Annotated in this window: 21 protein-coding genes; 10 read left to right on the plus strand and 11 right to left on the minus strand. The window is 73.0% G+C overall.

Going from position 1 to position 25,894, the window contains the following annotated elements; all coding sequences use genetic code 11:
* Positions 1–7: 7 nt before the first annotated feature.
* The 4 genes from ACTMTJ_RS20040 to ACTMTJ_RS20055 form a co-directional block, all read right to left on the minus strand.
* Positions 8–652 carry a response regulator gene (locus tag ACTMTJ_RS20040; protein WP_441218777.1) on the minus strand — a complete coding sequence of 215 codons (645 nt, stop codon included), beginning with the start codon at positions 650–652 and terminating at the stop codon, positions 8–10.
* A 36-nt stretch (positions 653–688) separates the two neighbouring features.
* Positions 689–1,636, minus strand: a complete 948-nt coding sequence (locus tag ACTMTJ_RS20045) for a PrsW family intramembrane metalloprotease (protein WP_441218711.1) — start codon at positions 1,634–1,636, stop codon at positions 689–691.
* 75 nt (positions 1,637–1,711) lie between these two features.
* Positions 1,712–3,568 carry an ATP-dependent zinc metalloprotease FtsH gene (gene ftsH, locus ACTMTJ_RS20050; protein WP_441218713.1) on the minus strand — a complete coding sequence of 619 codons (1,857 nt, stop codon included), beginning with the start codon at positions 3,566–3,568 and terminating at the stop codon, positions 1,712–1,714.
* Positions 3,569–3,580: 12 nt separating this feature from the next.
* A complete protein-coding gene (locus ACTMTJ_RS20055) occupies positions 3,581–4,447 on the minus strand; it encodes an aldo/keto reductase (protein WP_441218715.1) in 867 nt (288 codons plus the stop codon).
* 170 nt (positions 4,448–4,617) lie between these two features.
* Between ACTMTJ_RS20055 and ACTMTJ_RS20060 the strand changes: the two genes are divergently transcribed.
* Positions 4,618–4,986 carry a response regulator transcription factor gene (locus tag ACTMTJ_RS20060; protein ID WP_441218717.1) on the plus strand — a complete coding sequence of 123 codons (369 nt, stop codon included), beginning with the start codon at positions 4,618–4,620 and terminating at the stop codon, positions 4,984–4,986.
* Positions 4,983–6,290 carry a DUF4118 domain-containing protein gene (locus ACTMTJ_RS20065; RefSeq protein WP_441218719.1) on the plus strand — a complete coding sequence of 436 codons (1,308 nt, stop codon included), beginning with the start codon at positions 4,983–4,985 and terminating at the stop codon, positions 6,288–6,290. The genes ACTMTJ_RS20060 and ACTMTJ_RS20065 overlap by 4 nt, the downstream gene beginning before the upstream one ends.
* 3 nt (positions 6,291–6,293) lie before the next feature.
* Here the strand turns inward: ACTMTJ_RS20065 and ACTMTJ_RS20070 are convergent, their stop codons facing one another.
* The 6 genes from ACTMTJ_RS20070 to ACTMTJ_RS20095 form a co-directional block, all read right to left on the minus strand.
* A complete protein-coding gene (locus ACTMTJ_RS20070; RefSeq protein ID WP_441218721.1) occupies positions 6,294–7,319 on the minus strand; it encodes a suppressor of fused domain protein in 1,026 nt (341 codons plus the stop codon).
* A complete protein-coding gene (locus ACTMTJ_RS20075) occupies positions 7,319–7,918 on the minus strand; it encodes a copper resistance CopC family protein (RefSeq protein ID WP_441218723.1) in 600 nt (199 codons plus the stop codon). Before ACTMTJ_RS20075 ends, ACTMTJ_RS20070 begins: the two co-directional genes overlap by 1 nt.
* Before the next feature lie 71 nt (positions 7,919–7,989).
* The gene (locus tag ACTMTJ_RS20080; RefSeq protein ID WP_441218725.1) at positions 7,990–9,591 is read right to left on the minus strand and encodes an FAD-dependent oxidoreductase; all 1,602 of its coding nucleotides are present in this window, start codon (positions 9,589–9,591) and stop codon (positions 7,990–7,992) included.
* Positions 9,588–11,417, minus strand: a complete 1,830-nt coding sequence (locus ACTMTJ_RS20085; RefSeq protein ID WP_441218727.1) for an MGH1-like glycoside hydrolase domain-containing protein — start codon at positions 11,415–11,417, stop codon at positions 9,588–9,590. Before ACTMTJ_RS20085 ends, ACTMTJ_RS20080 begins: the two co-directional genes overlap by 4 nt.
* Positions 11,414–13,198 (minus strand): glycoside hydrolase family 127 protein, encoded by a 1,785-nt coding sequence (locus tag ACTMTJ_RS20090; protein WP_441218729.1) that lies wholly within the window; start codon positions 13,196–13,198, stop codon positions 11,414–11,416. Before ACTMTJ_RS20090 ends, ACTMTJ_RS20085 begins: the two co-directional genes overlap by 4 nt.
* On the minus strand, positions 13,195–15,255 hold the full coding sequence (locus ACTMTJ_RS20095) for a golvesin C-terminal-like domain-containing protein (RefSeq protein ID WP_441218731.1): 2,061 nt from the start codon (positions 15,253–15,255) through the stop codon (positions 13,195–13,197). The genes ACTMTJ_RS20090 and ACTMTJ_RS20095 overlap by 4 nt, the downstream gene beginning before the upstream one ends.
* 198 nt (positions 15,256–15,453) lie before the next feature.
* Between ACTMTJ_RS20095 and ACTMTJ_RS20100 the strand changes: the two genes are divergently transcribed.
* From ACTMTJ_RS20100 to ACTMTJ_RS20135, 8 genes are all read left to right on the plus strand, one after another.
* Entirely contained in the window at positions 15,454–16,530 is a 1,077-nt protein-coding gene (locus ACTMTJ_RS20100; protein ID WP_441218733.1) for a LacI family DNA-binding transcriptional regulator, read from the plus strand.
* A complete protein-coding gene (locus tag ACTMTJ_RS20105; RefSeq protein WP_441218735.1) occupies positions 16,527–17,456 on the plus strand; it encodes an ABC transporter permease in 930 nt (309 codons plus the stop codon). Before ACTMTJ_RS20100 ends, ACTMTJ_RS20105 begins: the two co-directional genes overlap by 4 nt.
* Positions 17,453–18,325, plus strand: a complete 873-nt coding sequence (locus ACTMTJ_RS20110) for an ABC transporter permease (RefSeq protein ID WP_441218737.1) — start codon at positions 17,453–17,455, stop codon at positions 18,323–18,325. The genes ACTMTJ_RS20105 and ACTMTJ_RS20110 overlap by 4 nt, the downstream gene beginning before the upstream one ends.
* 35 nt (positions 18,326–18,360) lie before the next feature.
* A complete protein-coding gene (locus ACTMTJ_RS20115) occupies positions 18,361–19,866 on the plus strand; it encodes an ABC transporter substrate-binding protein (RefSeq protein WP_441218739.1) in 1,506 nt (501 codons plus the stop codon).
* Positions 19,863–20,882 carry an ABC transporter ATP-binding protein gene (locus tag ACTMTJ_RS20120; protein WP_441218741.1) on the plus strand — a complete coding sequence of 340 codons (1,020 nt, stop codon included), beginning with the start codon at positions 19,863–19,865 and terminating at the stop codon, positions 20,880–20,882. Before ACTMTJ_RS20115 ends, ACTMTJ_RS20120 begins: the two co-directional genes overlap by 4 nt.
* Positions 20,875–21,660: an ABC transporter ATP-binding protein gene (locus tag ACTMTJ_RS20125; RefSeq protein ID WP_441218743.1), complete on the plus strand. Its 786-nt coding sequence runs from the start codon at positions 20,875–20,877 to the stop codon at positions 21,658–21,660. The genes ACTMTJ_RS20120 and ACTMTJ_RS20125 overlap by 8 nt, the downstream gene beginning before the upstream one ends.
* Positions 21,657–22,556: a dihydrodipicolinate synthase family protein gene (locus tag ACTMTJ_RS20130; protein ID WP_441218745.1), complete on the plus strand. Its 900-nt coding sequence runs from the start codon at positions 21,657–21,659 to the stop codon at positions 22,554–22,556. The genes ACTMTJ_RS20125 and ACTMTJ_RS20130 overlap by 4 nt, the downstream gene beginning before the upstream one ends.
* A gap of 90 nt (positions 22,557–22,646) precedes the next feature.
* Positions 22,647–24,728, plus strand: a complete 2,082-nt coding sequence (locus tag ACTMTJ_RS20135; protein ID WP_441218747.1) for a golvesin C-terminal-like domain-containing protein — start codon at positions 22,647–22,649, stop codon at positions 24,726–24,728.
* Between the two features lie 42 nt (positions 24,729–24,770).
* Here the strand turns inward: ACTMTJ_RS20135 and ACTMTJ_RS20140 are convergent, their stop codons facing one another.
* Positions 24,771–25,814, minus strand: coding sequence for a hypothetical protein (locus tag ACTMTJ_RS20140; RefSeq protein ID WP_441218749.1), 1,044 nt, complete (start codon positions 25,812–25,814; stop codon positions 24,771–24,773).
* Positions 25,815–25,894: the final 80 nt, after the last annotated feature.

The following is a 25,894-nucleotide window of genomic DNA, read 5'->3' on the forward strand; positions in this document are numbered from 1 at the left end:
CGAGCGGTCAGCGGGAGTCGAGGAAGGCGAGCACGGCCAGCACGCGGCGGTGGTCGTCGTTGGCCTCGGCGAGGTCGAGCTTGGCCAGGATGTGGCGCACGTGCTTTTCCACCGTGCCCTCGGTCAGCCACAGGCGGCGGGCGATGCCGGCGTTGGAGCGTCCCTCCGCCATCAGGGCGAGCACCTCGCGCTCCCGCGCGCTGAGCGCGGCCAGCGGGTCGTTGCGGCGGCGGGCGCTGACCAGCTCCTGGATGAGCGCCGGGTCGACCACCGAGCCGCCGCGGCCGACCCGGCCGAGCGTGTCGATGAACTCGGCCACGTCGCTTACCCGGCTCTTCAGCAGGTAGCCGACCGCGCGGCCGCTGGCCAGCAGCTCCATCGCGTGGTCGAACTCGGCGTGCGCGGAGAGGACCAGGATCGCCGTGTCGGGGTGTTGCTGCCGGATGGCGCGGGCCGTGTCGAGGCCCTCGGTGGTGTGGGTCGGTGGCATGCGGATGTCGATGACCGCGAGGTCGGGCCGGGTCTCGCGGACCACCTCCAGCAACGCGGCGCCGTCGCCGACCTGGGCGACCACCGTGAGGCCGGAGCGCTCCATCAGGCTGGCCAGGCCCTCGCGGAGCAGGACGTCGTCATCGGCGATGACGACCCGCATAGGGGTCGTCTCGCCGGTCTCCGTCATGGTTCAGCATTATCGACCATCGGACAGCGCCCGCTGCCCCCGCATCAGCCACCGCGCCCAGAGCAGGAGCAGGCCGACCGCGGCGACCCCGGCCATCAGGCCCCAGTTGAGGATCGTGTACACGTGCACCTGGGCCTGGGTGACGCCGGGCTGCTGGCCCAGCTCGATCATGCGCAGCTGGGCGGTGGTGCCGGTCAGCAGCAGCGTCAGCCACACCGCGACGATGCCGGCCGCGTCCCACATCGCGTGCAGGGCCGAGACCAGCAGGTACCAGCCGAACACCGAGCCGCGCGCCTTGGGCCGGCCGTTGCGGGCCCGCGCGGCGGTGGCGAAGAGCGCGCCGCCCAGGATCGCGGTCCACAGGCCGTGGCCGACCGGGGCGAGGGCGCCGCGCAGGGCCTCGGTCTCCACCACGTTCAGCAGCGACAGGCCGTTGGGCGTGAAGAGCGATGTGAACGCGTAGCCGGCGCTCTCCAGCGCGGCGAACCCGAAGCCGACGGCGGCGCCGAGCACCATCCCGTCGCGGACGGTGTAGCGGTTCAGGCGGCGGGCCAGCAGCCACAGCGCGCCGAGCTTGACCGCCTCCTCGATGAGGCCGACGCCCACGAAGCCGAGCGCGGAGGGCTTGCCCAGCAGCGCCGACTCCAGCACTGAGGCGCCCAGCACGCCGAGCACGCCGCCGACCACGAACGCGGTGAAGATCCGCTGCGGGGTCAGCACGCCGTCGGCGCGGGCGAACGCGAACACCACGAACGTGACCGGCACCAGGAAGCTGCCCAGCAGTATCACGGTCGGTACGAGGTTGACGTTTCCGGTGGCGAACGTGATCAGCACGGTCGCCACCCACAGCGCGGCGCCCGCGAGGAAGGTCTTCAGCCAGCTCGGGACGTGGCGGCGGCGGTGGGTCACGGCCTGCGTGTAGACCGCCGGCGGGGCGAAGGAAGTCATAGCGCTCATAGACAAAGGCTGGCAGCGAAGGCGCCTTCCGCGCTTCGCCGCCAGCCTCCCTTCCGGGTACCGGCTAGCCGGTATTCAGGTCTGCCGGATGGCTTCGTCGACGTCGGTGCCGTCGATGGTCTCCCGGTCGAGCAGGACCCGGGTGAGCCGGTCGAGGGTGGCGCGGCGGTCGGTGAGGGTGGCGACCGCGCGCTCGTCCGCTTCCCGCAGCAGGCGGCCCACCTCCTCGTCGATGACGCGCTGGGTGGCCTCCGCGTACGGGCGTACGGTGTCGAGCCCGCCGAGGTAGGACGGGCCGCCGCTGGTGAAGCCGACCGGCCCGAGGGCGGCGCTCATGCCGAACTCGCGGACCATCCGGGTGGCCAGCTCGGTGGCGCCGGCGAGGTCGTTGGCGGCGCCGCTGGACACCTGCCCGAACACCACCCGCTCGGCCGCGCGCCCGCCCATGCGTACCGCGAGGGAGTCCTTGAGGTAGCCCTCGCTGTACAGGTGGCGCTCGTCGACGGGCAGCTGCTCGGTCACGCCCAGCGCCTGCCCGGCCGGCAGGATCGTCACCTTCGCCACCGGGTCGGCGTGCGGCGACAGCGCGGCCACGAGCGCGTGCCCGGCCTCGTGTACGGCCACCGCGCGTTTCTCCTCCGGCAGCAGCGCGTTGGTGCCGTCGCGGCGGCCGAGCAGGATCCGGTCGCGCGCCTCGGCGAAGTCGAGGGCCTCGATGACGTCCCGTCCCGCGCGGACCGCGAAGATGGCCGCCTCGTTGACCAGGTTGGCGAGGTCGGCGCCGGAGAAGCCGGGCGTGCCGCGGGCCACCACGTTGAGGTCCACACCGGACGCGAGCGGTTTGCCGCGGCTGTGCGCGACGAGGATCGCCTCACGCTCCCGCTGGGCCGGCAGCGGGATCGCCACCTGCCGGTCGAAACGCCCGGGCCGCAGCAGCGCGGGGTCGAGCACCTCGGGCCGGTTGGTGGCCGCGATCACCACCACGCCGCCGGCGGGGTCGAAGCCGTCCATCTCCGCGAGCATCTGGTTGAGCGTCTGGTCGCGCTCGTCGTTGGCGAACAGCTGCCCACCGCGGCGCTGCCCCAGCGCGTCGATCTCGTCGATGAACACGATGGACGGTGCCTGCCGCCGCGCCTCCTCGAACAGGTCGCGCACGCGCGCGGCGCCGACGCCCACGAACATCTCCACGAAGCTGGAACCGGTCACCGAGATGAACGGCACGCTCGCCTCCCCGGCCACCGCGCGGGCGAGCAGGGTCTTGCCGGTGCCGGGCGGCCCCACCATGAGCACGCCCTTGGGGCCGACCGCGCCGGCCCGCCGGTAGCGGTCCGGGTGCTTGAGGAAGTCGACCACCTCGCTGACCTCGCGCTTGGCGCCCTCGTAGCCGGCGACGTCGGCGAACGTGGTGCTCGGCCGCTCCCGGTCGAACAGCCGCCCGCGCGAGCGCCCGATGCCCATCAGCCCGCCGATCTGCCGGCGGGCCGTCCGCCCGGTCCACAGGAAGAGGGCCACGATCAGCAACAGCGGCAGGAAGCTCAACACCAACGACCAGACCGGGGTACCGGACGGCTTGGTGCTCACCTGCACGTCGTGCTGGTCGAGCAGCTGGGTGAACTGCGGGTCCTGCAAGCCCACCGGATAGCTGGAGGTGAACGTGGTGCCGTTGGTGAGCTTGCCGGAGACACTGCCGTCCTGGCCGAGCGCCACCGAGGCGACCTGGCCGGCGCCGATGTCCGTCTTCAGCTGCGAGTAGGTGAGGCTCTCCGGGTGGTGCGCGGCCGGGTTGGGCACGAAGAACAGCGCCATCGCGACGAGCACGCCGGCCAGCAGCAGCCACACGCGCCAGCGCGGCGGGCGGGGCGGCGGTGCCTGCGGCGGCCCAGGCCTCGTCGTCCCGCGGTCCAGGAGCTGACCGCCGGTTTCTCTCTTCATCGCGTTCTCCGTCTACAGTGGAGTGCCGTCGCGCACGGCGGCGGCCTCGGCGGGGGTGAGCTTGATCGCCACGGCGGCCACGTTGTCGTCGAGGTGGGACACCGTGCCGGTGCCCGGGATCGGCAGGATGGCCGGCGACCGGGCCAGCAGCCAGGCGAGCACGATCTGGCGCGGCGTCGCGTCGTAGCGCTCGGCCAGCGTGGTGATCGCCGGGTTGCCGTCGAGGTCCTGGATCGGCGCCCACGGCAGGAACACCATCGACTCCTGCTCACACAGGTCCACAAGGGACTCCGAGCGGCGGTCGTCCACGTTGTACCTGTTCTGGACCGACACCACCGGAGTCAGCGCCTGGGCCGTCCGCAGCTGCTCCTCGGTGACGTTGGAGACGCCGATGTGCCGGATCTTGCCCTGCTCCTTGAGCTGTACGAGCGCGCCGATCGAGTCCTCGTACGGCACCTGGGGGTCGGGCCGGTGGTGCTGGTAGAGCGGGATCTGCTCCAGCCCCAGCCGCCGCAGGCTGCCCTCGCACGCCGCGACGAGGTGCTCGGGCCGCCCGTCGGCCGGCCACGGCCCGCGGCCGCGCCGCACCAGGCCGCCCTTGGTCGCGATGACCAGATCTTCCGGGTACGGGTGGAGGGCCTCCCGGATCAGCTCCTCGCTGACGTGCGGGCCGTACGAGTCGGCGGTGTCGATGAACGTGACGCCGAGCTCGACGGCCCGGCGCAGTGTCGCCTTCGCCTCCTCGCGGTCGGCCGGCTCGCCCAGGATGTAGGGGCCGGTGATCCGCATGGCGCCGTAGCCGAGGCGGTTGACCGTCAGGTCGCCGCCGACGTCGATCGTGCCGGCCATCGAGGCGTGCACCGTGTTCCGCGCTGGCATGGGTCAGGACCCCCTTCGTCGGGAAACTCGCTGTGCGTTCCAGCCTCGCCCCGCCCGGGCGGTGGGCCATCGCGGTCAGCGGGAATGTGGCGATACCCGCTAGCGGGTAGACGAACCTATACCTGCTACCAGGAATGCGCCGGTGGCGGGCCGGATGCCATGCTCTGGGCATGGTAAGGCGCTGCCTGATCGTCGACGACAACGAGCGGTTCCTGGCTGTCGCCCGCACGAGCCTCGAGCGGGACGGCCTGGAGGTGGTGGGCACCGCGACCACCGTCGCGGACGCCCTCGACAAGACCGACCGCCTGCACCCGGACGTGGTGCTGGTGGACATCGCGCTCGGCGCGGAGAGCGGCTTCGACCTGACCCGCCAGCTCGTCGAGCGCCACCCCGACCTGCGCGCGCGGGTCGTGCTGATCTCGACCCGCCGGGAGGACGACTACGCCGACCTGATCGCGCTCAGCCCGGCCGCCGGCTTCGTGTGGAAGGCGCAGCTGTCCGGCGGTGCGGTGCGCGAGCTCGTGCCGGAGACCTCTTGACGGCCCGCTGGCTCCGCGGCCTGCTGGCCGGTGCGGTCGGCGTCGCCGCGGTCACCGCCGTGGTCGCCCTGGTCGAGCCGCACCTGCCCGCGATGAGCCTGCTCGTGCTGTACCTGCTGGCGATCCTGCCGGTCGCGGTCCGCTGGGGTGCCGGGCCGGCGGCGGTGGTGTCGGTGGTGAGCACGGTGCTGTTCGGGCACCTGTTCCTCCCGTCGAGCCGGCGCTGGTGGTTCACCGAGGTCGACAACGCCGTGGCGATCGGCGTCTTCCTCGTCACGGCCGTGGTGGTCGGCGACCTCGCGGCCCGGCAGCGCCGGGCGGCGGAGCACTCCGCGCGGCTCTCGGCCGAGCAGGCGGCGCTGCGGCGGGTGGCCACCCAGGTGGCCCGCGAGGTGCCGCCCGAGGAGGTCTTCGCGACCGTCGTCGACGAGGTCGGCCGCCTCCTCGGCGCCGACTCCACCACCGTCGAACGCCTCGAACCGGACGGCCGGCGCACCGTCGTCGCGCGCAGCGGCTCCGCGGCGGACGGAGCGGACGAGCTGGTGATCCCGGTGGTCGCCGGCGGCCACACCTGGGGCGCCCTCACCGCGCGGCGGGGCAGCGACGGGTTCCCGGCCGGCGCCGAGCGGCGGATCGCGGAGTTCAGCGAGATCGTGGCCATCGCGATCGCGAACGCGGAGAGCCGCACCCAGCTGGCCGCCTCCCGCGCCCGGGTCATCGCCGCGACCGACGCCACCCGTCGCCGGCTGGAACGCGACCTGCACGACGGCGCCCAGCAGCGGCTCGTCTCGCTGGCGCTGGAGCTGCGCCAGGTGGAGAGCGCCGTCCCCGCCGACCTGGCCGGATTGCGGACGGACCTCGACCGGATGGCCGGCGACCTCACCGACGCCCTCGACGAGCTGCGCGAGCTCTCCCGCGGCATCCACCCGGTGATCCTCTCGGAGGGCGGCCTCGGCCCGGCCCTGCGCACGATCGCCCGCCGCGCCGCGGTCCCGGTCGAGCTGGACGTCCGCACGACGTCACGGTTTCCGGAGCCGGTCGAGGTAGCCGCCTACTACGTGGTGTCGGAGGCGGTCACCAACACCACCAAACACGCCGCGGCCACGCACGTCCAGGTCACCCTCGACGCCAGTGGCGGCACCCTGACCCTCCGGGTACACGACGACGGCGCGGGCGGCGCCGACCCGGCCCACGGCTCGGGCCTGACCGGCCTGCGCGACCGCGTGGAGGCGCTGGGCGGCGCGATCCACGTCACCAGCCCGCCCGGCGCCGGCACCACGGTCGACGTCTCGCTCCCCCTGTGACCGTCAGCCGATCTCGGCGACGATGTTGCCGTCGGGGTCGCGGATCCGCGACTTCACGATCCGCACGGACAGGTTGGGCGCGCTCGGCAGCCGGTAGGTGCCGGCGACCGGGCGCAGCGCGCCGGCCAGCTCGGCCAGCACCGGCGGCGGCACCTGGATCTCCGCGAAGCCCTCGCCCCGGTCGGTGACCGTCACCCGCTCGCCCGGCTGGAAGCCGACCGCGCCGTTGGGGCCGTCGACCAGCAGCCCCCGGCCGAACGGCAGGCGGGCGGCCAGCACCCGGCCGACGCGGGCGGCGGCGTTCGCGCCGAAGGTGAGCGTGGTGCCGGCGGCCGGCCCACTCTCCCAGCTCGCCTCCGCCACATACATCGAACCGGTCGACGAGCCCTCGCGCCGCACGCCGTCGGCGATCGCGGCCGCCACCGCCGGGTCGTCGGTGAGCGTGCCGCGGGCGAGGTCGGTCACGAAGAGCGGCAGGTGCGGCGCCAGCGCCTGGAGCAGCGCGGCCGCGTCCCACAGCTCGATCGTCGCGTACTCCTCCAATGTCAGCCCCACCACCTGGAGGAAGCGCAGCCGCCCGTGCGGCGTGCCGATCACGCCGAGCTCCGGGTCGTCGACGAACGTGATCGCGCGGATCGCCGTGTCCGGCGCGGCGAGCGAGATGGGCCCGTTGAGGTCGACGTGGTGGCCGGGCGCGAACGGGTTGCCACTGCTGAACACGTAGCGGGCGAGGTTCTGGAGGAAGTTGAGCGCCCACACCGGCGGCTCGGTCTCCGCGCCCCGCGCGACCCGGAAGGTGAGCTCGAAGCCCCACCCCGACTCGTCGGGGTCGTCGGACTCCTTGTCGTACAGCTCGGACATGCCGTAGCTGACGAAGTGCCAGTGATCGTCGCGGGGGTAGACGCTGAGCCCGTCGAGCGGATCCGGCCCACCCAGCCGCCACTTGACGACCGTGCCGTAGTGGAGCGGCTCGACGCCGGGGTAGATCCGGCCGAGCGCCCCGTCGATCGCGTCCCAGCCCGCGGGCATCACGGCGTCCCGGTCCTGCGGCGGCGCAGGACCATGCCGGCGATCGCGGCGAGGAGCAGGACCGCCGCGCCGACGATCCACCACACGGTCGACGAGGAGGAGTCGTCGTCGCCGGCCTGGGCGACCGGGGTCGGTGAGGGCAGGGTGGCGGCCGGTGGCGGCGCGGCGGTCGTGGCCTCGGCGCTCGGGGTGGGGAGGGCGCTGGGGCTCGGCGACGGCGCCGCGGCCCGGTTGGTGAACGTGAAGCTGCCCTGCATCGGGTGCCCGTCGGCCGCCGTCGTGCGCCAGGTGACCGTGATGACACCGACCGCGAGCCCGTCGACCTTCTGGGTGATCGTCTTGTCGAGCACCTCGGCGGCGCCGGCGCTGTGCGACGTCTTGTCCGGTCCGGTCACCGCGACCGTGGTGCCCGGCTTTTTGACCAGCCCGGTGAACGTGAGCGTAACCTCGGTGACCGGCTTGGTCGTGGTGCTCTTGGCCGCCGGCACCGTGCTCTTGAGCTCGGTGTGCGCCGCGGCGGGCGCGGCCGGCACGACGATCCCGAGGGCGGCGGCGAGCACGGCGGCGGAGGCGGCCAGCAGTCGGTGACGGTTGTCCACGGCGCCCACCGTAGCGGCTCCCGGTGCAAAGGTCCCGGGAACTTTTCGGCGCTTCGGGACGACGCGGCCGATCAGTATCCTCCGATCCGCGGCCACTCCGGCTCCACGCCCCCGCGTACCAGCGACGCGCGGAAGTCGTCGAACCGCCGCGGGTCGGCTCGCACCTGCCGCGGGGCCAGGCCGGTGTCGAGGCAGTGCGCGGCGAGCGCGCCGGCCACTTCGCCGATGTTCCACTCGGTGGGGTGCATGCGGTAGCAGCCGTTGGTGATGTGCGTGGTGCCGATGTTCTTCCCGGCCGGCAGCAGGTTCTCCATCCGCACCGGCAGCAGCGCGCCGAGCGGCAGGTGGTACGGCGTCGCGCCGACGTCGATGTACGTGTCGAAGCCGGTCGAGGGGTGCAGGTCGATCCGGTACGCGCCCACGCCGACGCTGTCCGGGTACACCACCGAGCCGTGCTCGCCCCGCACGTCCAGGGACAGGTCCTGTTCGACCACTGTGTACTCGGCGCGGACGCGGCGGGACTCGCGGATGTACGGCGCCTTGGCGAAGCCGTCGGCGGTGCCGAGCACGTCGCCGCGCGGCCGCAGGCCGGGCCAGCCGGTGCCGCCGTCGGGGCGGGGCGCCTCGGTCTGGAGCCAGTACAGCATGCTGAGGCTGAGCTGCCGGGACGAGGCGAGGTGCTTGGCCTGCTCCGCCTCGCCCACACCGATCAGCGGCCCGAGGAAGTAGTCGATCATCGGCCAGTTGACCAGCGTGACGTCGCTGCCGACCGTGCCCGCCGGAAACGTACGGCGCGCGACGATCCGCCGGAAGACCCACAGCTCGCTGTCGCCCGCGCTGACGCTCTGGTCCGCCACGACGTCGCTCTCGTCGGCGGGGTTCGGCACGAACGAGCGGGGGTACCGCCGCAGCGTCCGCGGGTCGGGCGCGGTCAGCGACACGAGCTCGCCGCCCCAGAAGTCCGGGCTGAACCCGCGCCAGAAGTCGTACTCGGCGGGCTTGTCGACGGTGTGGTCCTCGCCGGCCCGGTGCTCGATCGCGAAGCACCACGAGAACGCCTGCATGTTGTCCGGCTGCGCCCGCGCCGGGGCGTGCGGCTCGCCGGTCTCCGCCCGCGACTCGAAGCCGGTGACGTGCTCTGTGCCGGTCAGCGGCAGCAGGTCGCCCAGCTCGGTGGCGTCCAGGACGTACGGTGCGGCGAGCTCCGTCCGGTTGCCCTCGACGTCCTCGACCACGACGGCGCGCACCCGGTCACCGTCCACATCGGCCGCGATCGGCCGGGTCCGGAGCAGCACCCGCAGCCGGCCGGCGGCGGTCCAGGGGGCGAGCATCGCCTCGATGACCGCGGCGGCCACCCGCGGCTCGTGACACAGTGGACTGACCGTGCCCTCCCCCGGGTTGAGATAGCGGGCCCCGCGGGCCCGGTCGCTGAGCGGGTACCACCGGCGGTAGTACTCCCGGATGCCGTCGCGCAGCTCCCGGTAGCTGGCCGTGCAGCCGAACCGCTCGATCCACGGGTGCTCGTCCGGCGGCACCGCCTGCGCGGTCAGCTGGCCGCCGAGCCAGTCGGTTTCCTCGGTGAGCAGTACGGTGCGGCCGCGGCGCAGCGCCGCGAGCGCCGCCGCCACACCGCCCAGGCCGCCGCCGACGACGAGCACGTCCGCGCTGGTCATGCGTTCACCTCGCGGAAGTACTCGACGGATCCGCTCTCGATCAGCGGGATCAGGCTCAGCAGCGCGCCCCACGAGTGGAACGGTTCGCTGTTGGCCTTGTCGCAGCCCTCGCCGGTGTTCGCCGAATAGTTCTCGTGCACGTGACGCGCCTCGCTCCATTCCTTCATCGCCAGTTCGGCGCTGCGCTCGGCGAGCCAGCTCCGTTCCTCGGTCAACCCGGCCCGCCGGAGTCCGATGTAGACCAGGAAGTTCATCGGCGGCCACACCCGCCCGTGCCAGTAGTAGCTACGCGACGCGGACTCGGCGTCGGTGCGGGGCGTGGACGGCACCGACCAGCGGCCGCCGAAGTACCGCTCGTCGCGCAGGTAGCGCTCGACCATCCGCCGGTCGCGGCCACCGGCCCCGATCCCGGCGAGCAGCGGGTAGAAGCTCATCGGCGAGATGTCCGCGGTGAAGTCGCCGGTGTCGGTGCGGCGGCTGCGGTACGAGCCGGTCTCATCCGACCACAGTAGACGCTCCATCGCCTCCGCCACCGCGGTGCCGCGCCCGCGCAGCTCGTCGCGCTCGGCGTCGCGCCCGAGCACGGCGGCGATGTCCGCGAGCGCCGCGCAGTCCATCGCGTACTCGCTGTTGAGGCTCACGTCGTGCGCCATCAGCAGGCCGACCGTCGGGTCGTACGGGATGTCCGCGAAGATCGGATGGTCGTCGCAGCCGCTCTCGCAGGTGGCGCCGAAGTGCTGGTTGATCCGCGGGATGTCCTGCGGCGACGGCCACTCCGGCTCGAAGGCGGTGGAGCCGAGGCAGAGCAGCTCGCCGTCCCGCCGCGTGTTCCACCACCACCTGTTCCAGCTGAGCAGGCCGGGGAACACCTCTTCGAGGAACCAGCGGTCGCCGAACCGCTTGTACAGCTCCAGCGCGGCGAGGGAGCCCACCGGCGGCTGCGAGCCGTCGTACGTGCGCCGCCCGGTGCCCTGCTCCACGTTCGGCACGAAGCCGGCCGGCGTGAGCGCACGGGTCATTTCGACCGCGTTCGCGTACGCGAGGTCGGCGCTGAACAAGCCGGCGAGCAGCGCATTGAAGTAGTTGTCCCAGCAGAAGAGGGCGTAGCCGCCGCGCTTGCCCACGTTCCACAGTCGACTGACCGTGGTGACGACGCGTTCGCCGGCCGGCTCGTAGACGGTGTTCCAGGCGATGGCGTCCCGGATCAGCTCCCGGTGCTCCCCGTCGGCGTCCTCCGGACGCGCGAGCCGCGCGCCGGCGACGATCCGCTGGACGGTGGCCAGGTCGCGCGGTGCCCCGGTCGAGACGCCGACCGGGCCGTCCAGCCGCACCGCGAGGTACGGCCCGGTCAGGTCGACGTACGGGTCGTGGTGCCCCGGCGCGGTGGCGGAGACGGTGACCGCACGGCCAGGCAGTTCGGCCGTGACCCCGTCTCCGGACCGCCGCACCGCGCCGGGGCGGCCCCACAGCAGTCCGACCGCGACGGTCAGCGTCGCCGGCTGGACCTGGTTGGCGAGGGGCGTGGCGAGCAGCACCAGGTCGGGCCCGTCGTGCGCGCTCTCGACCAGCACCTCGACGCCGCGCCAGCGCACGGTCACGGAGGTGTAGCTCCCGTCGATCGCGTGCGGGCCGAGCGTCACCTCCTCCGCGTCCTGCTCGCGCCGTCCGATCTGGACCCGGTTCAGGACGTTTCCGCGGTAGTACTCCTTGAGGCCCAGCGATACGGCGAGCCCGTCGGGCAGCAGCACCTGGGTCAGCAGGCTGTGCGTGTCCCAGGTGTTCCAGCCGCGCGCCAGCCGCCGCTGCGCGTCCTCGTACGACGTCATTCACTCGCCTCCGGTATCCATACCCGCATCGCGTGGGGTCCCCTGTTCGCCCAGGCGAAGTACGGGATGAGCGTGGTGTCGCCGGTGCGCAGCACGGTCACACCGCCGAGCAGCTCCGGCCGGTTCTCGGCGCGGATCGGCGCGCCCGCGTCCAGGCGGATGTCTTCCAGCGTGACACCTTCCGGCTGGTCGGGCTGCTCGATCGCGTACACCAGCGGCCCGCGCGCGACGGCGACGCAGCCGCGCAGGGCGTCGACCCGGTCGTCGGGCCGGATCAGCCGGGGCGGCATGGGCAGCTCCAGCACGAGGCGGTCGCCGGGCCGGAACACCTGCCGCAGCCGGGCGTACCCGCCGGCCGCCACCGGCTCGCCGTCCAACGTGGACCCTTCGGCCCACGCCGGCACGCGCAGCGCCAGCTCGACCTCGCCCGGCGGGGCGGCGCGCACGGTCAGCACGACCCGCTCGTCCCACGGATAGGCGGTGTCGACGTCCACGGCCAGCGCGCCGGACGACAGCGAGCCCGGGGCGTACTGGTGGATCTGAAGGCCGTCGCCGGTGCCGGTGGCCAGGTAGGCCGGCAGGCTCGCCAGCGTACGCAGCAGGTTGGGTGGGCAGCAGGCGCAGTTGAACCAGGGCCGCCGACCGTTGGCGGGCGCCCGCTGCACGTCGGGACGGGCGCCGGTACGCCGGTGCAACGTGTTGACGTAGAAGAACTCGTCACCGGCGAGCGACACGGCGGGCAGCACCGCGTTGTAGAGCAGCCGCTCGATCTGGTCGGCGTACTCGGCTTCGCCGGTGGCCAGCAGCAGCCGCCACGCCCACTGGAGCATGCCGATCGCGGCGCAGCTCTCCGCGTACGCCCGGTCCGGTGGCAGCTCGTCGTCGTCGCCGAACGCCTCGCCGTCCCAGCGGGACCCGACGCCACCTGTCACGTGCTGCTTGCGCCGCGCCACGTTGTCGAACTGGCGGCGCACGGCGGCCAGCAGCGCGGCGTCGCCGGTCTCGATGGCGACGTCGGTGGCGCCGGCGGCGAAGTACACCGCGCGGACCGCGTGCCCGGACAGCGTGCCGGCCGCGCGCACCGGCTCGGCGTCCGCGTAGTGGCCCGGGTCGCCGTAGGGCGACGGGTCGAAGCCCGGCTTGGTGGCCCGGCCGTAGCCGCGGGTGTCGACGAAGTGCCGGGCCAGGTCGAGGTAGCGCGGCTCGCAGGTCTGCCGGTGCAGCTCGACGAGCGCCATCTCCACGAGCGGGTGCCCGTCGAGCTCGGTGCGCCCGTGCGGGCCGAACGTGGCGGCCAGGTGGTCGGCGAGCCGGGTGGCGACGTCGAGCAGCGTCGTGTCGCCGCTCGTGCGGGCCGCCGCCACCGCCGCCTGGAAGAGATGGCCGGCGCAGTAGTGCTCGTGGCTCATCCACAGCTGCGTGTACGGCTCGCCGCCGCGCACCTGGATGACCGAGTTGAGGTAGCCGTCGGGGCGCTGGGCGGCGGCGACGGTGCGCGGCAGCTCACCCGCGTCCAGGCCGGCCCAGGCGACGGCCTCCAGCCACTTGTACACATCGGAGTCCCGGAACGCGGCCCCTTCGACCACGCCGGTCTCCGCGCCGGCGGCGATCCGCAGGTTGCGGATGTGGCCGGCCGCGACGAGCCGCTCGTGGACGACCGGGATGGCCGCGTGGTTGGCGGCCAGCCGCGGGGCCCAGAACCCGCCCGCCAGCCGGCTCGCCGGCATGGGCAGGGGGCGCAGGGCCACCGCGGCGTTCGCACCGGGTACGACAGGGCTCACTGATCGACCCTCAGGAAGCGGACGGCGTCGGCGATGACGGTGCGGTCGGCGGCGTCGGTGAGCACGACGTGCCCGTCGATCCCGCCCTTGAACGGGAACACGCCGAGCGACGTCCACTCCCCGCCGCGCGGCGCGGGTGCGCCGGCGACCTGCTGGTTGACCGCGACCGGGGTGCTGCCCTCGGCGTGGTGCACGGTGTAGGTGGCGTTGGTCGCGCGGTTGGTGCCCGCCGAGTAGGAGACGAGCACCTCGTACCGGCCGTCGCCGGGCAGGGCCGGCTGCCAGTCGACCGCACTGGCTCCGGTGCCGGGCCCGTGGGAGAGGTAGTTGAAGCCGTAGTAGCCGGGCACGCCGCGGCTGCTCGGCCACGAGCCGGACACGAGCTCGAAGCCCAGCTCTCCGTTGTCGACGGTCACGTCGGGGCGGACGTCGGCCGGGTGGGGCGCCCGCACGAGGCTCAGCTCGTCGACCGACACGGCGGTGCCGCCGCCGCGCCCCGGACCGGCGAGGGTGAACCGGATCGCGTGCCGGCCGGAGCGCAGCCACGTCTTGTCGAGCCACAGCACGTCGTAGCCGGCGCTGCGCCACGCGGTCATGTCGACTGTGGAGTTTCGCGGCTCCCCGCCGTCCACGGTGATGCGTACCACGCCGCCGTCGAGCGTGCGGAAGTACCGCAGCCACAGCTCGTATTCGCCGGAGCGGCCCACCACGAAGGGGTACTCGATGTAGTCGCCGGCGGCGCCGGGCGTGTAGGCGGCGCGCGCGCCGTGCCGGGCGGTGGCCTCGCGCACGACCGCGACCGTACCGCCCGAGCGGCGGGCCAGCGGCGCCATGCGGCCGAGGTCGAGCGCCTGCTCGGTCACGCCCGGCCCGTCGGCGAGGGTGTCCCGGCCCTGGGTGAGCCACTCCAGGTTGAACCGGGCGGCGGCCACCCGGCGCGGCGTGCCGTCGAGGTCGCCGTCGCAGCCGTAGAGCAGCACGATCGTGCCGTCGGAGAGCCGCGTGAGGTCGGAGTAGAAGGCGCGGCCGGGGTTGACGACCCGGCTGTACCGCCAGCTGTCGCCGTCGTCGTAGCTGACCGAGACGGTCATGTTCCACCGCATGGGCGCGTCGGGCCGGCTGAGGAGCACCCGACCCCGGCTGAGCCGCAGCAGCCCCGCGTCGACGCCGTTGAAGAGGCCGGCGCCATCGTCGAGCCGCGGCACCGCCCAGGTCAGACCGCGGTCTTCGCTCACTGTGACGCTACGCGACCAGTTGCTGCCCGAGCCGGCCCGGCTGTTCATGAGGACGGTGCCGTCCTCGCGCTGCACCAGCCGGGCTTCGCCGACCGTGGGGTACTCCGGCCCCATCGGCACGGCTCCGCCGGACTTCCAGGTGCGGCCGTGGTCGTCGCTGTACAAAGTGGAGACGCCGTAGTTGCGCTCGCTCGTCGGTACCCCGGTGATGATCGTGCGGTGCGAGACGGTGAGCAGCAGGCGGCCGGTGTCGAGCTGGATGCCGTGCCCCGGCCCCGGCCCGTGCATCGACCAGTTGTACGGGAAGTGCGCGAACAGGTCGGTGAGCTCGCGCGGCGCGCCCCAGGTCACGCCACCGTCCACACTGGAGATGACGTACATGGTGCTGGAGTCGGCCGAGCAGCTCGTGTTCTCCGGCAGGCGCACGCACCAGTTGTAGAACAGGAAGACCTCGCGCGTGCGGCGGTCGACGACGAACGTCGGGTTGGCCCAGCACTGGCCCTCGGTCGCGGCGACGAGCGTCTGTGTCGGCGTCCAGGTGGCCCCGCCGTCGGTGCTGCGGCGCAGCAGGATGTCGTGCGGGCCGGCGTCGCAGTTCTCGTACCGCCCCTCCGTGACGGCCAGGACCGTGTCGTCCGGCAGGGCGGTGAGGGCGTGCACGTGGTAGCTGGCCAGCGGGTCGACGGTCGAGTCCCAGAGCGTCGTCTCGGCGAAGAAGGGGGTGGCGGCACCGGAGGCGAAGGCGCTCGACGGCACGAAAGTCGCGGCGGCGCCCGCCGCGAGCCCGAGCGTGAACGTCCGCCTGCTGATGGATTGAGGCATGCGGGGGTCTCCTGATCCAGAGGCCGGTGGGGCGATCTTATTAATACGTATTAAGATCAACCGTCTGTGACGCTACTTGACGGCTTTACGCACGTCAACGGGGCGGCAACAAGACCGAAACAGCTTGTTGACGTTGGCGGGACACGACGAGTACGGTGGCTCCACCGGATCTTCTAATACGTATTAATTGGAGCTGCGGTGACCCCATCCCCGCGCCGAGGCCGGCCCACCCAGGTCGACATCGCCCGCCGTGCCGGCGTCTCTCAGGCGACGGTATCTCTTGTGATCAGCGGCGGCGCCGTCAGCGACCAGGTGGCCGAGCCGACCCGACAGGCCGTGCTGGCCGCGGCCGCCGAGCTCGGCTACACGGCCAACGTCGCGGCCCGCCGCCTGCGCGGCAAGCGCAACAACCTGCTCGGCATATACACGTTCGAACCGGTCTTCCCGGTCGACCAGCGCGACTTCTACTACCCGTTCCTGGTCGGCGTCGAGGAGGCGACCGCGGCGCTCGGCTACGACCTGCTGCTGTTCAGCTCGGTCACCTCGGCCGCCGACCGCTCCATCTACGCCGGCGGCGTCAACCGGCTGCGGATCGCCGACGGATGCGTCCTGCTCGGTCGCAACGTGCGCCGCGACGAGCTCGCCGCGCTGGTCCGGGAAGACTTCCCGTTCGTCTTCCTCGGCCGCCGGGAGCTGCCGGACGCCGACATCTCCTACGTGGCCGCCGACTACGTCGCCGCGACGAGCGCGATGGTGACCACCCTCGCCGGGCACGGGCACGAGCGCATCCTCTACCTACGCGCCACCGACGACACCGAGCCCACCCGCGACCGCGAGGCCGGCTACCGCCAAGGTCTCGTCGCGGCCGGGCTCGCGGTCGACGAGTCGCTGATCCAGGCGCTCGCCGACCCAGCGGAGCTGACCGCCGAGCACCTGGAGCACTGGATCGCGCGGTACGGCGTGACCGCCGTGCTGGTGGAGCCCACGGAGGACACCAGACTGACCACCGCGCTCGACGAGATCGCCGCCGCGGCGCGGATCCGCTTCCCGCAGGACTGCTCGATCGCGCTGCTCGGCGACCCTCCATCATGGACTCCGGACCGCCGGGACTGGACCCGCTTCTCGCTCCCCCGCGTGGAGATGGGGCGCGAGGCCGCCCGCATGCTCATCGAGCTGCTGGAGGACCGGCGTACGGCACCCGAGCGGGTGAGCCTGCCGTGCACGTTCGTGCCCGGCGACTCGATCGGGCCGGCGCGAGCGGGGCGTCCGTCATGATCCGGCTCGTCGTCAAGCGCCTGCTCATCGGCGTACTCGTGATGTGGGGCGCGGCCTCGCTCATCTTCCTCATCGTCCGCGTCGTCCCCGGCGACCCGGCCACCATCCTGCTCGGCCCGGACGCCGACCAGCAGCAGATCGACGAGTTGACCGCGCGGCTCGGGCTCGACCAGCCCAAGCTCACGCAGTACGCGCACTACCTCGCCGACGCGGCCCGGTTCGACTTCGGACAGTCGTACCGGCTGGGCCGGCCGGCGATGGACACCGTGCTGGAGCGCCTGCCGGCGAGCGTCGAGCTGATGCTCACGTCCACGCTCATCGCCGTCGTCCTCGGCGTCACGCTCGGGCTGCTGGCCGGCGCGCGCCCGGGTCGCGCGCTCGACCGGGTGGTGTCCGCGAGCACGATCGCGCTCCAGTCGTTCCCGACGTTCTGGGTCGGCATCATGCTGATCCTCATCTTCGCGCTGGCGCTGGGCGTGCTGCCCAGCGCGGGCTCCGGCACACCACAGCACCTCGTGCTGCCGGCGGTCACGCTCGCCCTGCCGTTCACCGCCATCGTCGCCCGGCTGACCCGGACCAGCGTGGCGGAGACCATGCGCGAGCCGTACATCCAGACGGCCCGCTCCAAGGGCCTCACCGAGCCGCAGGTGCTCACCGGCCACGCCCTGCGCAACTCGCTCATCCCCGTGGTGACGATCGTCGGGCTGCACATGGGCGGGCTCATCGGCGGCGCCGTCATCGTCGAAAACGTCTTCGCCTGGCCGGGCGTCGGCACGCTGGTCGTGGACGCGGTCGCCAACCGCGACTACGAGGTGGTGCAGGCGGCCACGTTCGTCATCGCCGGCATCGTCATGCTCTTCAACCTGCTGGCCGACCTGCTCTACACGAAGCTCGACCCAAGGATCAAGCTGGACGGCGTGTCATGACGGCGGCGTTGGAGCTCCAGACGGTAAGCGTCCCCCGGATCCGGCCGCGGCGCTGGCTCGGCCGCATCCCCTACCTCGTCCTGGGGCTGTACGCGGCGGTCGCCGTCATCGGCCCCCTGTTCATCGACTACGACCCGGTGCACACCTCGCTCCAGGACCGGCTTCTCTCGCCCGGGTCGGCCGTGTCCGGCGGCGGCACCGCGTGGCTGGGCACCGACGCGCTCGGCCGCGACGTGCTCGCCCAGATCGTGTACGGCGCGCGGACGTCGGTCATCATCGGCGTCTGCACCGTCGTCGTCGCCTGCGTCGTCGGCGTGGCCGTCGGCACGGTCGCCGGCTACTTCCGCGGCTGGCTCGACACGATCCTGGCCCGCGGCATCGACATCCTCCTCGCCTTCCCGGCGATCCTGCTGACCATCGTGATCGCGGGCGCGTTCGAGCGCAGCGTCTTCCTCGTGGTGACCGCGCTCTCCGCGACCGCCTGGATCTCCTTCGCCCGCGTCACCCGCGGCATCGCGCTCTCCCTGCGGGAGCGGGCCTGGGTCGACGCGGCCCGGGTGCTCGGCGTGCCCCGCCGGGCCGTCCTCGTCCGGCACATCCTGCCCTTCACCATCGGTCCGGTCGTCGCCCTGGCGACGCTGGAGTTCGCGCTCGTCGTGCTGGCCGAGGCCGGCCTCAGCTTCCTCGGCATCGGCCTGCCCAACTCGGCGGTGTCGTGGGGCCAGACGATCGCGAACGGCAAGCAGTACCTCGAAACCGCGTGGTGGATCTCGGCGCTGCCCGGCATCGCGCTGTCCGTGCTGATCGTCAACATCGGCATCCTCGGCGACCAGCTCACCGCCCGGTACGGCCGCGGCCACCTGAACTGACTGACTCTCCCCGCGAAAGATTAGGAGCCCATACCGTGAGAAAGTCCCTTTTGTACAGTCTCGCCGTCGCGGCGATAGCGCTCGCCGGCTGCTCGGACGCCACCACCGGCGGCGGGTCCGGTGCGGGCTCCGGCCAGCTCACGGTCGCCGGCACGTACCCCATCGAAAGCCTCGACCCGCACGGCGCGCAGGGTGGCGGCACCGGCACCCAGCTGGCGTCCCGGGAGATCTACAGCCGCCTGGTCGGCCCGGGCAACGACGGCAAGCTGAAGGGCGACCTCGCCACCGAGTGGAAGCCCAACGCCGACGCCACGGAGTGGACGTTCACGCTCCGCTCGGGTGTGCGGTTCAGCGACGGCAAGCCGGTCACCGCGAACGACGTCGCCGCCTCGTTCAAGCGCTTCATGGACCTCAAGGGCACCAACACCGCCAACTTCACCGGGTACACGATGACCGCCACCTCCGACACGCAGGTGGTCATGAAGACGACGAAGCCGGACGCGGCGGTGCCCGGCAAGCTCGCCACGTTCTACGTCATCCCGGCCGGCGTGGCACCGGACGACACCGCGTTCTTCCAGAAGCCGGTCGGCTCGGGTCCGTTCACTGTGGACTCGTTCACCCCGTCGCAGACCCTCGCGCTGGTACCGAACGCCCAGTACTACGGCGGCGCGCCGAAGGTGTCGAAGGTGACCATCAAGAAGATGCCCGAGCTGGCGGCCCGGCTGACCGCGCTGCGCACCGGCGAGGCGGACGTCGTGTGGGGCATCCCCGACGACCAGCTCGGCGAGCTGCAAAGCGACTCGAAGCTGACCGTACAGACGGTACCGAGCACGGCGGTCTTCACGATGTGGTTCAACTCGTCGACCCCCGCGCTGAAGGACGCCAAGGTGCGGCGGGCGCTGTGGCAGGCGGTCGACTTCGAGACCATCATCAAGCAGCTGTACCCGCAGACCGGTTCGCTGTCCGACGCGCCCGTCTCGCCGATCACGCTGGGCTACGTCAAGCAGCAGCCGATCGGGTACGACCCGGACGCGGCCAAGGCGGCGCTGACCGCGGCCGGCTTCGACTTCTCCAAGAAGCTGCGGCTCCAGTTCGCCAATGCCGAGTTCCGGCAGTTCAACCAGGCGGTCGTCTCCGACCTACAGAAGATCGGCGTCCAGGTCGACCTGCTGGAGAAGGAGCAGGCGGTCTTCACCAAGGACCTGCTGGCGCTCAACTGGGACATCAACTTCCAGCAGCTGTCCAACCCGACGTTCGACGCGGCGAACACGCTGGGCCGCCTCTACCCCTGCGCCGCCAAGCGCAACGGGTACTGCAACCCCGAGCTGGACCAGCTGCTGAGCAAGGCCGGTTCGAGCCCGGACGAGGCCGAGCGGACCAGGCTCTACGGTGAGGCCAGCCAGATCATCTGGCAGGACGCGGTCGGCATGTTCCCGATGGCGGTCAAGTACGCGTACGCCTGGAACAACCGCCTCCAGGGCTTCTCGCCGGACCCGAACGGTCTGCCCGACTTCGCCACCGCGCAGGTCAACGGGTCATGACCGCCGCTCGCTTGGCCGACCAGCCGGCGGCCGAGTCCTCGACGGGGCCGCTGCTGGAGCTGGCCGGGCTGGTCGTCGACCTGCCCGGCCAGGCCGGCCACCTGCGCGTGGTCGACGGGGTGTCGTTCGACGTCCCGCCGGCCACCACGGTCGGGCTCATCGGCGAGTCGGGCAGCGGCAAGACAATGACCGCGAACGCGATCATCGGCCTGCTGCCCGACGGCGCCCGGACCGGCGGCGAGCTGCTCTGGCGGGGTGAGAACCTGCTGCGCGCGGACCGCACCCGGCGCCGCCGGCTGCGCGGACACGAGATCGCGATGATCTTCCAGGACCCGCTCGCCGCCCTCAACCCCACCCAGACGATCGCCCGCCAGGTCGGCGAGATCCTGCGCCGCGACGGCAAACCCCGCGACGAGGTACGCCGGCGGGTGCTGGACCTGCTCGAAAGGGCCCGCATCCCGGACCCGGCGCGGCGGCTGCGCAACTACCCGCACGAGTTCTCCGGCGGGATGCGGCAGCGGGCGATGATCGCGCTGGCGCTGGCCGGCAGCCCGGCGCTGCTGCTGGCCGACGAGCCCACCACCGCGCTCGACGTCACCGTGCAGGCGCGCATCCTGCGCCTGCTGCGGTCGATCCAGGAAGACGAAGGGCTGGCGATGCTGCTGGTCAGCCACGACCTGCGGGTGGTCGCCCACGTCGCGCACCAGGTGGTGGTCATGTACGCGGGGCGGGTCGCCGAGCGCGGCCCGACCGCGGCGGTGCTCGGCCGGCCGGCGCACCCCTACACGCAGGCGCTGGTGCGCAGCGTGCCGGCCATCCGGACCCGCACCGCGCTCGCCCATCCCCTACCCGGCACGCCGGCCACCCCGGCGAACCGCCCGGCGGGGTGCGCGTTCCACCCGCGCTGCCCGCTGGCCCGCGACCGGTGCCGCACCGAGCAGCCGGCCGTCCGGCAGGTCGCCTCCGGCCGCTGGACGGCGTGCCACTTCGCCGAGGAGCTGTTGCAGAGTGAGTGAGGCGTTGCTGGAGGTGCGAGACCTGCGGGTCAGTTTCGGCCGCCGGTCCAACAGGTTCGTCGCCGTCGACGGGGTGAGCCTCCGCGTCGCGGCGAACGAGACGGTCGGGCTGGTCGGCGAGTCGGGATCGGGCAAGACCACCGCGGCCCGCGCCATCATCGGCCTCGTCCGGCCGGACTCCGGCGTGGTCACATTGGACGGTCACCGCCTCGGCCCGGTCGGGCGCCGGCCGGCCGCCCTTCAGCGGGCGATCCAGATGGTGTTCCAGGACCCGCGTTCCTCCCTCAACCCGCGGATGACCGCCGCCGCCATCATCAACGAGGCGTGGCGGACCCACCCGGCGTCGGCGCCGGCCGGCGACCGCACCGCGGCCGTGCACCGGCTGCTCGACGACGTGGGCCTCGACTCGAGCGTCGCCCGGCAGCACGCGGGCGAGCTGTCCGGCGGCCAGTGCCAGCGGGTGAGCATCGCCCGCGCGCTCGCCGTCAAGCCGCGGCTGCTGGTCTGCGACGAGGCGGTGTCCGCGCTGGACGTCTCGGTACAGGCGCAGATCCTCCGGCTCCTCGTCGACCTGCGGGCCAGCCACCACCTGTCGATGCTGTTCATCTCCCACGACCTGGGTGTGGTGCACCAGATCGCGGACCGGATCGCGGTGATGCGGCAGGGCGAGCTCGTGGAGGAGGGCCCGGCCAGCGAGGTGCTCGGCGCCCCGCGCCACGAGTACACCCGCACGCTCGTCGACGCCGCCCTGGAGCTCAACACCGGACGTGCCGCGTGAAAGACCTGCTCGGCGGCCTCGTCGTACCGCTCGTGACGCCCATGGACCGGCCCGGCGTGCCGTCCGCGCCGGCCGCGACCCCGCTGCTGCGCGCGATGGCGGGCGCCGGCGTGCGCCGGCTGATGCTCCTCGGCAGCAACGGCGAGGGCCCGCTGATCCGCCCCGACCGGCTGCCGGCGTACGTCGCCGCCATGGTCGACCGCTGGCACGGTCTCGTCGACGGCGGCGTGGTGCTCGTCAACGTCACCGCCGCCGGCACCGACGAGGTCCGCGAGCGCGCCGACCGCGCGGTCGCGGCCGGCGCGGACGCGCTCGTGGTCAGCCCGCCGACGTACTTCAAGCACCGCCCGGACGAGGTGGTCGCCCACTATGCCGCGCTCGCCGGGTGCGGCCGGCCGGTGGTGGCGTACAACGCGCCGAAGTACGCCACTCCCCTCATCGAGTCGAGTGTGGACGGTCTCGTCGCGCTGCCGCACGTGGTCGGCGTCAAGGACTCGTCCGGCGAACCGGCGACGCTGGCGTACCTGGTGAAGGCGGCCGGCCACCGCCCTGATTTCACGGTCAGCCAGGGCGACGAGCGGGCGCTCGCGGCGGCCCTGCGCGCCGGCGCGGGCGGCATCGTGCCCGGCACAGCCAACCTCGCGCCCCGGCTCGCCCTGGACCTGCTGGCCGCGCACGAGGCCGGCGACGGCGCCGCGCTCGACCGGCTCCAGGAGCTGAACACCCGCCTCGCCGGGCTGCACGCGGTCCGTCCCGGCGTTCCCGCGGTCAAGGCGCTGCTCGCCCGGCGGGGCCTGTGCCCGCCGCACGCCGCGCCGCCCCTCGCGCCATGCACGCCGTCGGAGACCGACGAGCTCGAACGCGTGGTCGCCTCCCTCGGTTCATACCTGCTCTGACCCCTCCCGGTCCACCTGCTCTGACCCTCTCCCCGTCCACACGTGCTCTGACACCCTCCCGGTCCACACCTGCTCTGATAGGAGCGCTGCATGATCGCCAGACGGACGTTCACCATCGGGCTCGCCGCCGGCGCCGCCACGGTCGCGGTCGGGCCCCGAGCATTCGCCAGCCCACCCCGGAACGAACCCTTCTTCCACGAGACGACGCTGTGGGACTCCACCGTGGACCCGCTGGAGAACTATCACGTGCACGGCCTCGTCGTGCTCCCGAACGACACGATCCTGGCCGCCACCGAGGGCCGGTACGAGGTGTGCGACGCCGGTCCGCGCGACCTGCTGGTGCGGCGCAGCCCCGACGGCGGCGAGACCTGGGGGCCGACGCAGACCGTGGTGTCCTCCGTGGACGGTCAGTCGTGGGGCAACCCCGCCTTCGTCGCCGACCGGATCACCGGCGAGGTGTTCCTGTTCTACATGCTCTCCGAGCGGCTCCCGGAGAACACCACCTGCTCCGGCGACAGCGGCGACCTGTACGTGGTGTCCAGCAAGGACGGTGGGCGGACCTGGGGCGAGCCGCGGCCGCTGGCCGGACTGTTCGACCATTTCCCGTACGACTGGGCGCTGCACGGCCCGGGACCCGGCCACGGCATCCAGCTCGACGACGGCCGCCTGCTGATCAACGTCGCGCACCGCCGGGTCATCGTCGGCAACACCGTCGCGCAGCGCTTCTACGGCATGGCCGGCCTCTACAGCGACGACCACGGCCGCACCTGGCAGGCGACCGGCGAGGTGCCGGTCTCCGTGGAGTACCCCATCAACGAGGCCCGGCTCGTGCAGCGCGACGACGGCCCGGTCGTGGTCAACGGCCGCGCGGCGGCGGGCGGCAACCGCCAGCGCATCGTCGCGGTGAGCCAGGACCGCGGCCTCACCTGGTCACCGCCCAAACTGGACGGCGCCACGGGTGTCTTCAACGCCGTCGACGCCAGCCTCGTCCGGTACACCGGCGGCCCGCGCTCGCACGACATCGACCGGATCCTTTTCAGCCGGCCGGACGCGCCGATGCGGTGGAACATGACGGTGTCGGTCAGCTACGACGAGGGGCACTCGTTCCGGTACAGCCGGGTCGTCAACCCCAACCGCTCCTACTACTCCGACCTCGCGCGGCTCTCCGACGGCACGATCGTGCTCCTGTACGGCTGCGACGGCGACATCCCCAGCTTCCCGCGGCGGATCGCGCTCGCCCGGTTCAACCTGGAGTGGCTCACGCAGGGCCGGGACAGCCTCTCCCGCGGCCCGCGCCTGACCGAGCACCGCCACGACCTCGGCCGCACCGCGCCGCACGCGCGGCGGCCCGGCGGCACCGTGGCCGTCGTCCGCGAGCCCACCGCCCGCGACGGCGCCCGCGCGGTCTACACCCCGCACGCGGCCGGCGACTACATCGAGTACCCATTCGAGGCCGGGCATGGCGGCGTGTTCGAGGTCTGGCTCCGCTACTACCGCCCGGTGGCCGGTGGTCTCGTCGCGGTCACCATCGACGGCCGGGCACCGCGGGTCGCCGCGATCGACACGACGGCGGAGAGCGCCGACGGGTACGACGTCGTGCGGCTGGACCGGCTGCGGCTCGGGCCCGGCCGGCATCGCGTGCGCTTCACGCTGGCCGGCCCCGGCCGCGGCGGCGGCCAGCTGATCTCGCTCGACGAGCTGAGCCTGGTCGAGGCGCCCGGTCCGGCCGATGTCCGCGAGGACATCACCATCGACAACGGCGAGCAGGGCTTCCAGGTGGTCGCCGGCACCTGGCCCGGCGGCACGGGCGTGCCCGGGTACTACGGCAGCAACTACACCTCCCACGCGGCCGGCGACGGCACCGCGGCGGTGCGCTGGCGCCCGGCCATTCCCGGCGACGACCGCTACGAGGTGCGCGTCTCGTACAGCGCGGCGTCCAACCGCGCGACGAACGCCACCTACGTCGTCCACCACGCCGGGGGCAGCACGCCGGTCGCCGTCGACCAGCGGGTACGCGGCGTGCCGGGCCCGCGCGGCGGCGAGTGGGTGTCGCTCGGCACGTTCCCGTTCACCGCGGGTCTCGACGGCCGCGTCGAGCTGAGCGACGCCGCGAACGGCGTGGTCGTCGCGGACGCCGTCCAATGGGTACGGACCAGCAGCCCAGTGTCCTGACACCGTCGAGAAGGCGGCCGGCCCACCACCCCGGGCCGGCCGTCAGGTGGTGTCGAGGTGGGCGACGCCCTCCAGGGCCGGGTCGTAGGCGACCTTCGCCTGGGCGCGGCCCTCGCGCCAGCCGGCGAGGCGCCCTTCGACGTGGCCGGCCGCGGGCGTCGCACCGTCCACATAGTAGTGAAGGACGCGGGTGCCGCGGGTGGTCTCGTGCGCCAGCAGCTCGCCGTCGGTGCCGACCGCCTCGGTCAGCTCGTCTTCGAAGGCGCGCAACGCGGTCAGCGAACCGTCGAGCGGCAGCCCGCCGTCGTTGGTGTCGCGGAACGGCAGCGTCACCGCGACATGCGTGTCGAAGCGCGGGAAGCGCACCGGCAACATCACCTTCTGCGCGGTGGCGAGCACCGGCCAGCCCTTCTTGTCCTGGGCGGTGAGCATCACCCACACGGGCTCCTTGTGCTCGACCGCCTGGCGCTCCACGGCGGCCCGCAGCTCGTCCGGCGCGTACGCGTCGACCGGGGGTGCCTCCCCGCCGAACTCGACCGCGCCGACCCAGCGCTCCACGCCTTCCTCGCCGAGCAGCCAGTCCAGCGACAGGAAGGCGATCTGCCCGCGCACCTCCTCGGGCAGGTCCGGAAACATCGGGTGGTAGACGGTGACGTCGAGGAGCTGCCGCCCGCCCTCCACCGCGAACCCGTACCGCAGGTCGGCCATCGCCAGCTCGGCGCCGCCGATCTGGAGCCGCGCGCCGAACGCGTTCGGGTCGGGCTGGCGGGACGTGTGGTACTCCCACGTCTCGTCCGCCGGGGGCGCGGCCGCCGCCCAGCGCGCCGCCACGGCCCGCAGCTCCGCCCGGCCCGCCGGCGACACGACCAGCGCGTGCGCCGACCGGGCACCGCGGGCGAACTCCCAGTGCAGGTCGGCGTGGATGGCCGAGACAAGCGCGTTGATCTGGTCGCTGAGGTCGGCCCAGTCACCGGTGGTGACGGCCGCCTCCACCCGGCCGCGGGCGCCCGGCCACCACTCCCAGAACGCGGCTATCGCGGTGTCGGGGGCGGACGTGGGCTCGGCACGGCGGCGAGAGAAGATCACGAGCGGAGACTCTACGCCCACCCGTCAACCCCGGCCGCCCCACGCCGGCCGGGTCCACCGTGGACAGACGATTAGGACTC

The sequence above is a fragment of the Phytohabitans sp. LJ34 genome, assembly GCF_052068095.1.
Lineage (GTDB): Bacteria > Actinomycetota > Actinomycetes > Mycobacteriales > Micromonosporaceae > Phytohabitans.

What these genes read in the sequence shown, in the direction of transcription:
- ACTMTJ_RS20040 (WP_441218777.1), bottom strand. Translation starts at nt 652, where the DNA reads ATGCGGGTCGTCATCGCCGATGACGACGTCCTGCTCCGCGAGGGCCTG.
- ACTMTJ_RS20045 (WP_441218711.1), bottom strand. Translation starts at nt 1,636, where the DNA reads ATGAGCGCTATGACTTCCTTCGCCCCGCCGGCGGTCTACACGCAGGCC.
- ftsH (WP_441218713.1), bottom strand. Translation starts at nt 3,568, where the DNA reads ATGAAGAGAGAAACCGGCGGTCAGCTCCTGGACCGCGGGACGACGAGG.
- ACTMTJ_RS20055 (WP_441218715.1), bottom strand. Translation starts at nt 4,447, where the DNA reads ATGCCAGCGCGGAACACGGTGCACGCCTCGATGGCCGGCACGATCGAC.
- ACTMTJ_RS20060 (WP_441218717.1), top strand. Translation starts at nt 4,618, where the DNA reads ATGGTAAGGCGCTGCCTGATCGTCGACGACAACGAGCGGTTCCTGGCT.
- ACTMTJ_RS20070 (WP_441218721.1), bottom strand. Translation starts at nt 7,319, where the DNA reads ATGCCCGCGGGCTGGGACGCGATCGACGGGGCGCTCGGCCGGATCTAC.
- ACTMTJ_RS20080 (WP_441218725.1), bottom strand. Translation starts at nt 9,591, where the DNA reads ATGACCAGCGCGGACGTGCTCGTCGTCGGCGGCGGCCTGGGCGGTGTG.
- ACTMTJ_RS20085 (WP_441218727.1), bottom strand. Translation starts at nt 11,417, where the DNA reads ATGACGTCGTACGAGGACGCGCAGCGGCGGCTGGCGCGCGGCTGGAAC.
- ACTMTJ_RS20095 (WP_441218731.1), bottom strand. Translation starts at nt 15,255, where the DNA reads ATGCCTCAATCCATCAGCAGGCGGACGTTCACGCTCGGGCTCGCGGCG.
- ACTMTJ_RS20105 (WP_441218735.1), top strand. Translation starts at nt 16,527, where the DNA reads ATGATCCGGCTCGTCGTCAAGCGCCTGCTCATCGGCGTACTCGTGATG.
- ACTMTJ_RS20110 (WP_441218737.1), top strand. Translation starts at nt 17,453, where the DNA reads ATGACGGCGGCGTTGGAGCTCCAGACGGTAAGCGTCCCCCGGATCCGG.
- ACTMTJ_RS20120 (WP_441218741.1), top strand. Translation starts at nt 19,863, where the DNA reads ATGACCGCCGCTCGCTTGGCCGACCAGCCGGCGGCCGAGTCCTCGACG.
- ACTMTJ_RS20135 (WP_441218747.1), top strand. Translation starts at nt 22,647, where the DNA reads ATGATCGCCAGACGGACGTTCACCATCGGGCTCGCCGCCGGCGCCGCC.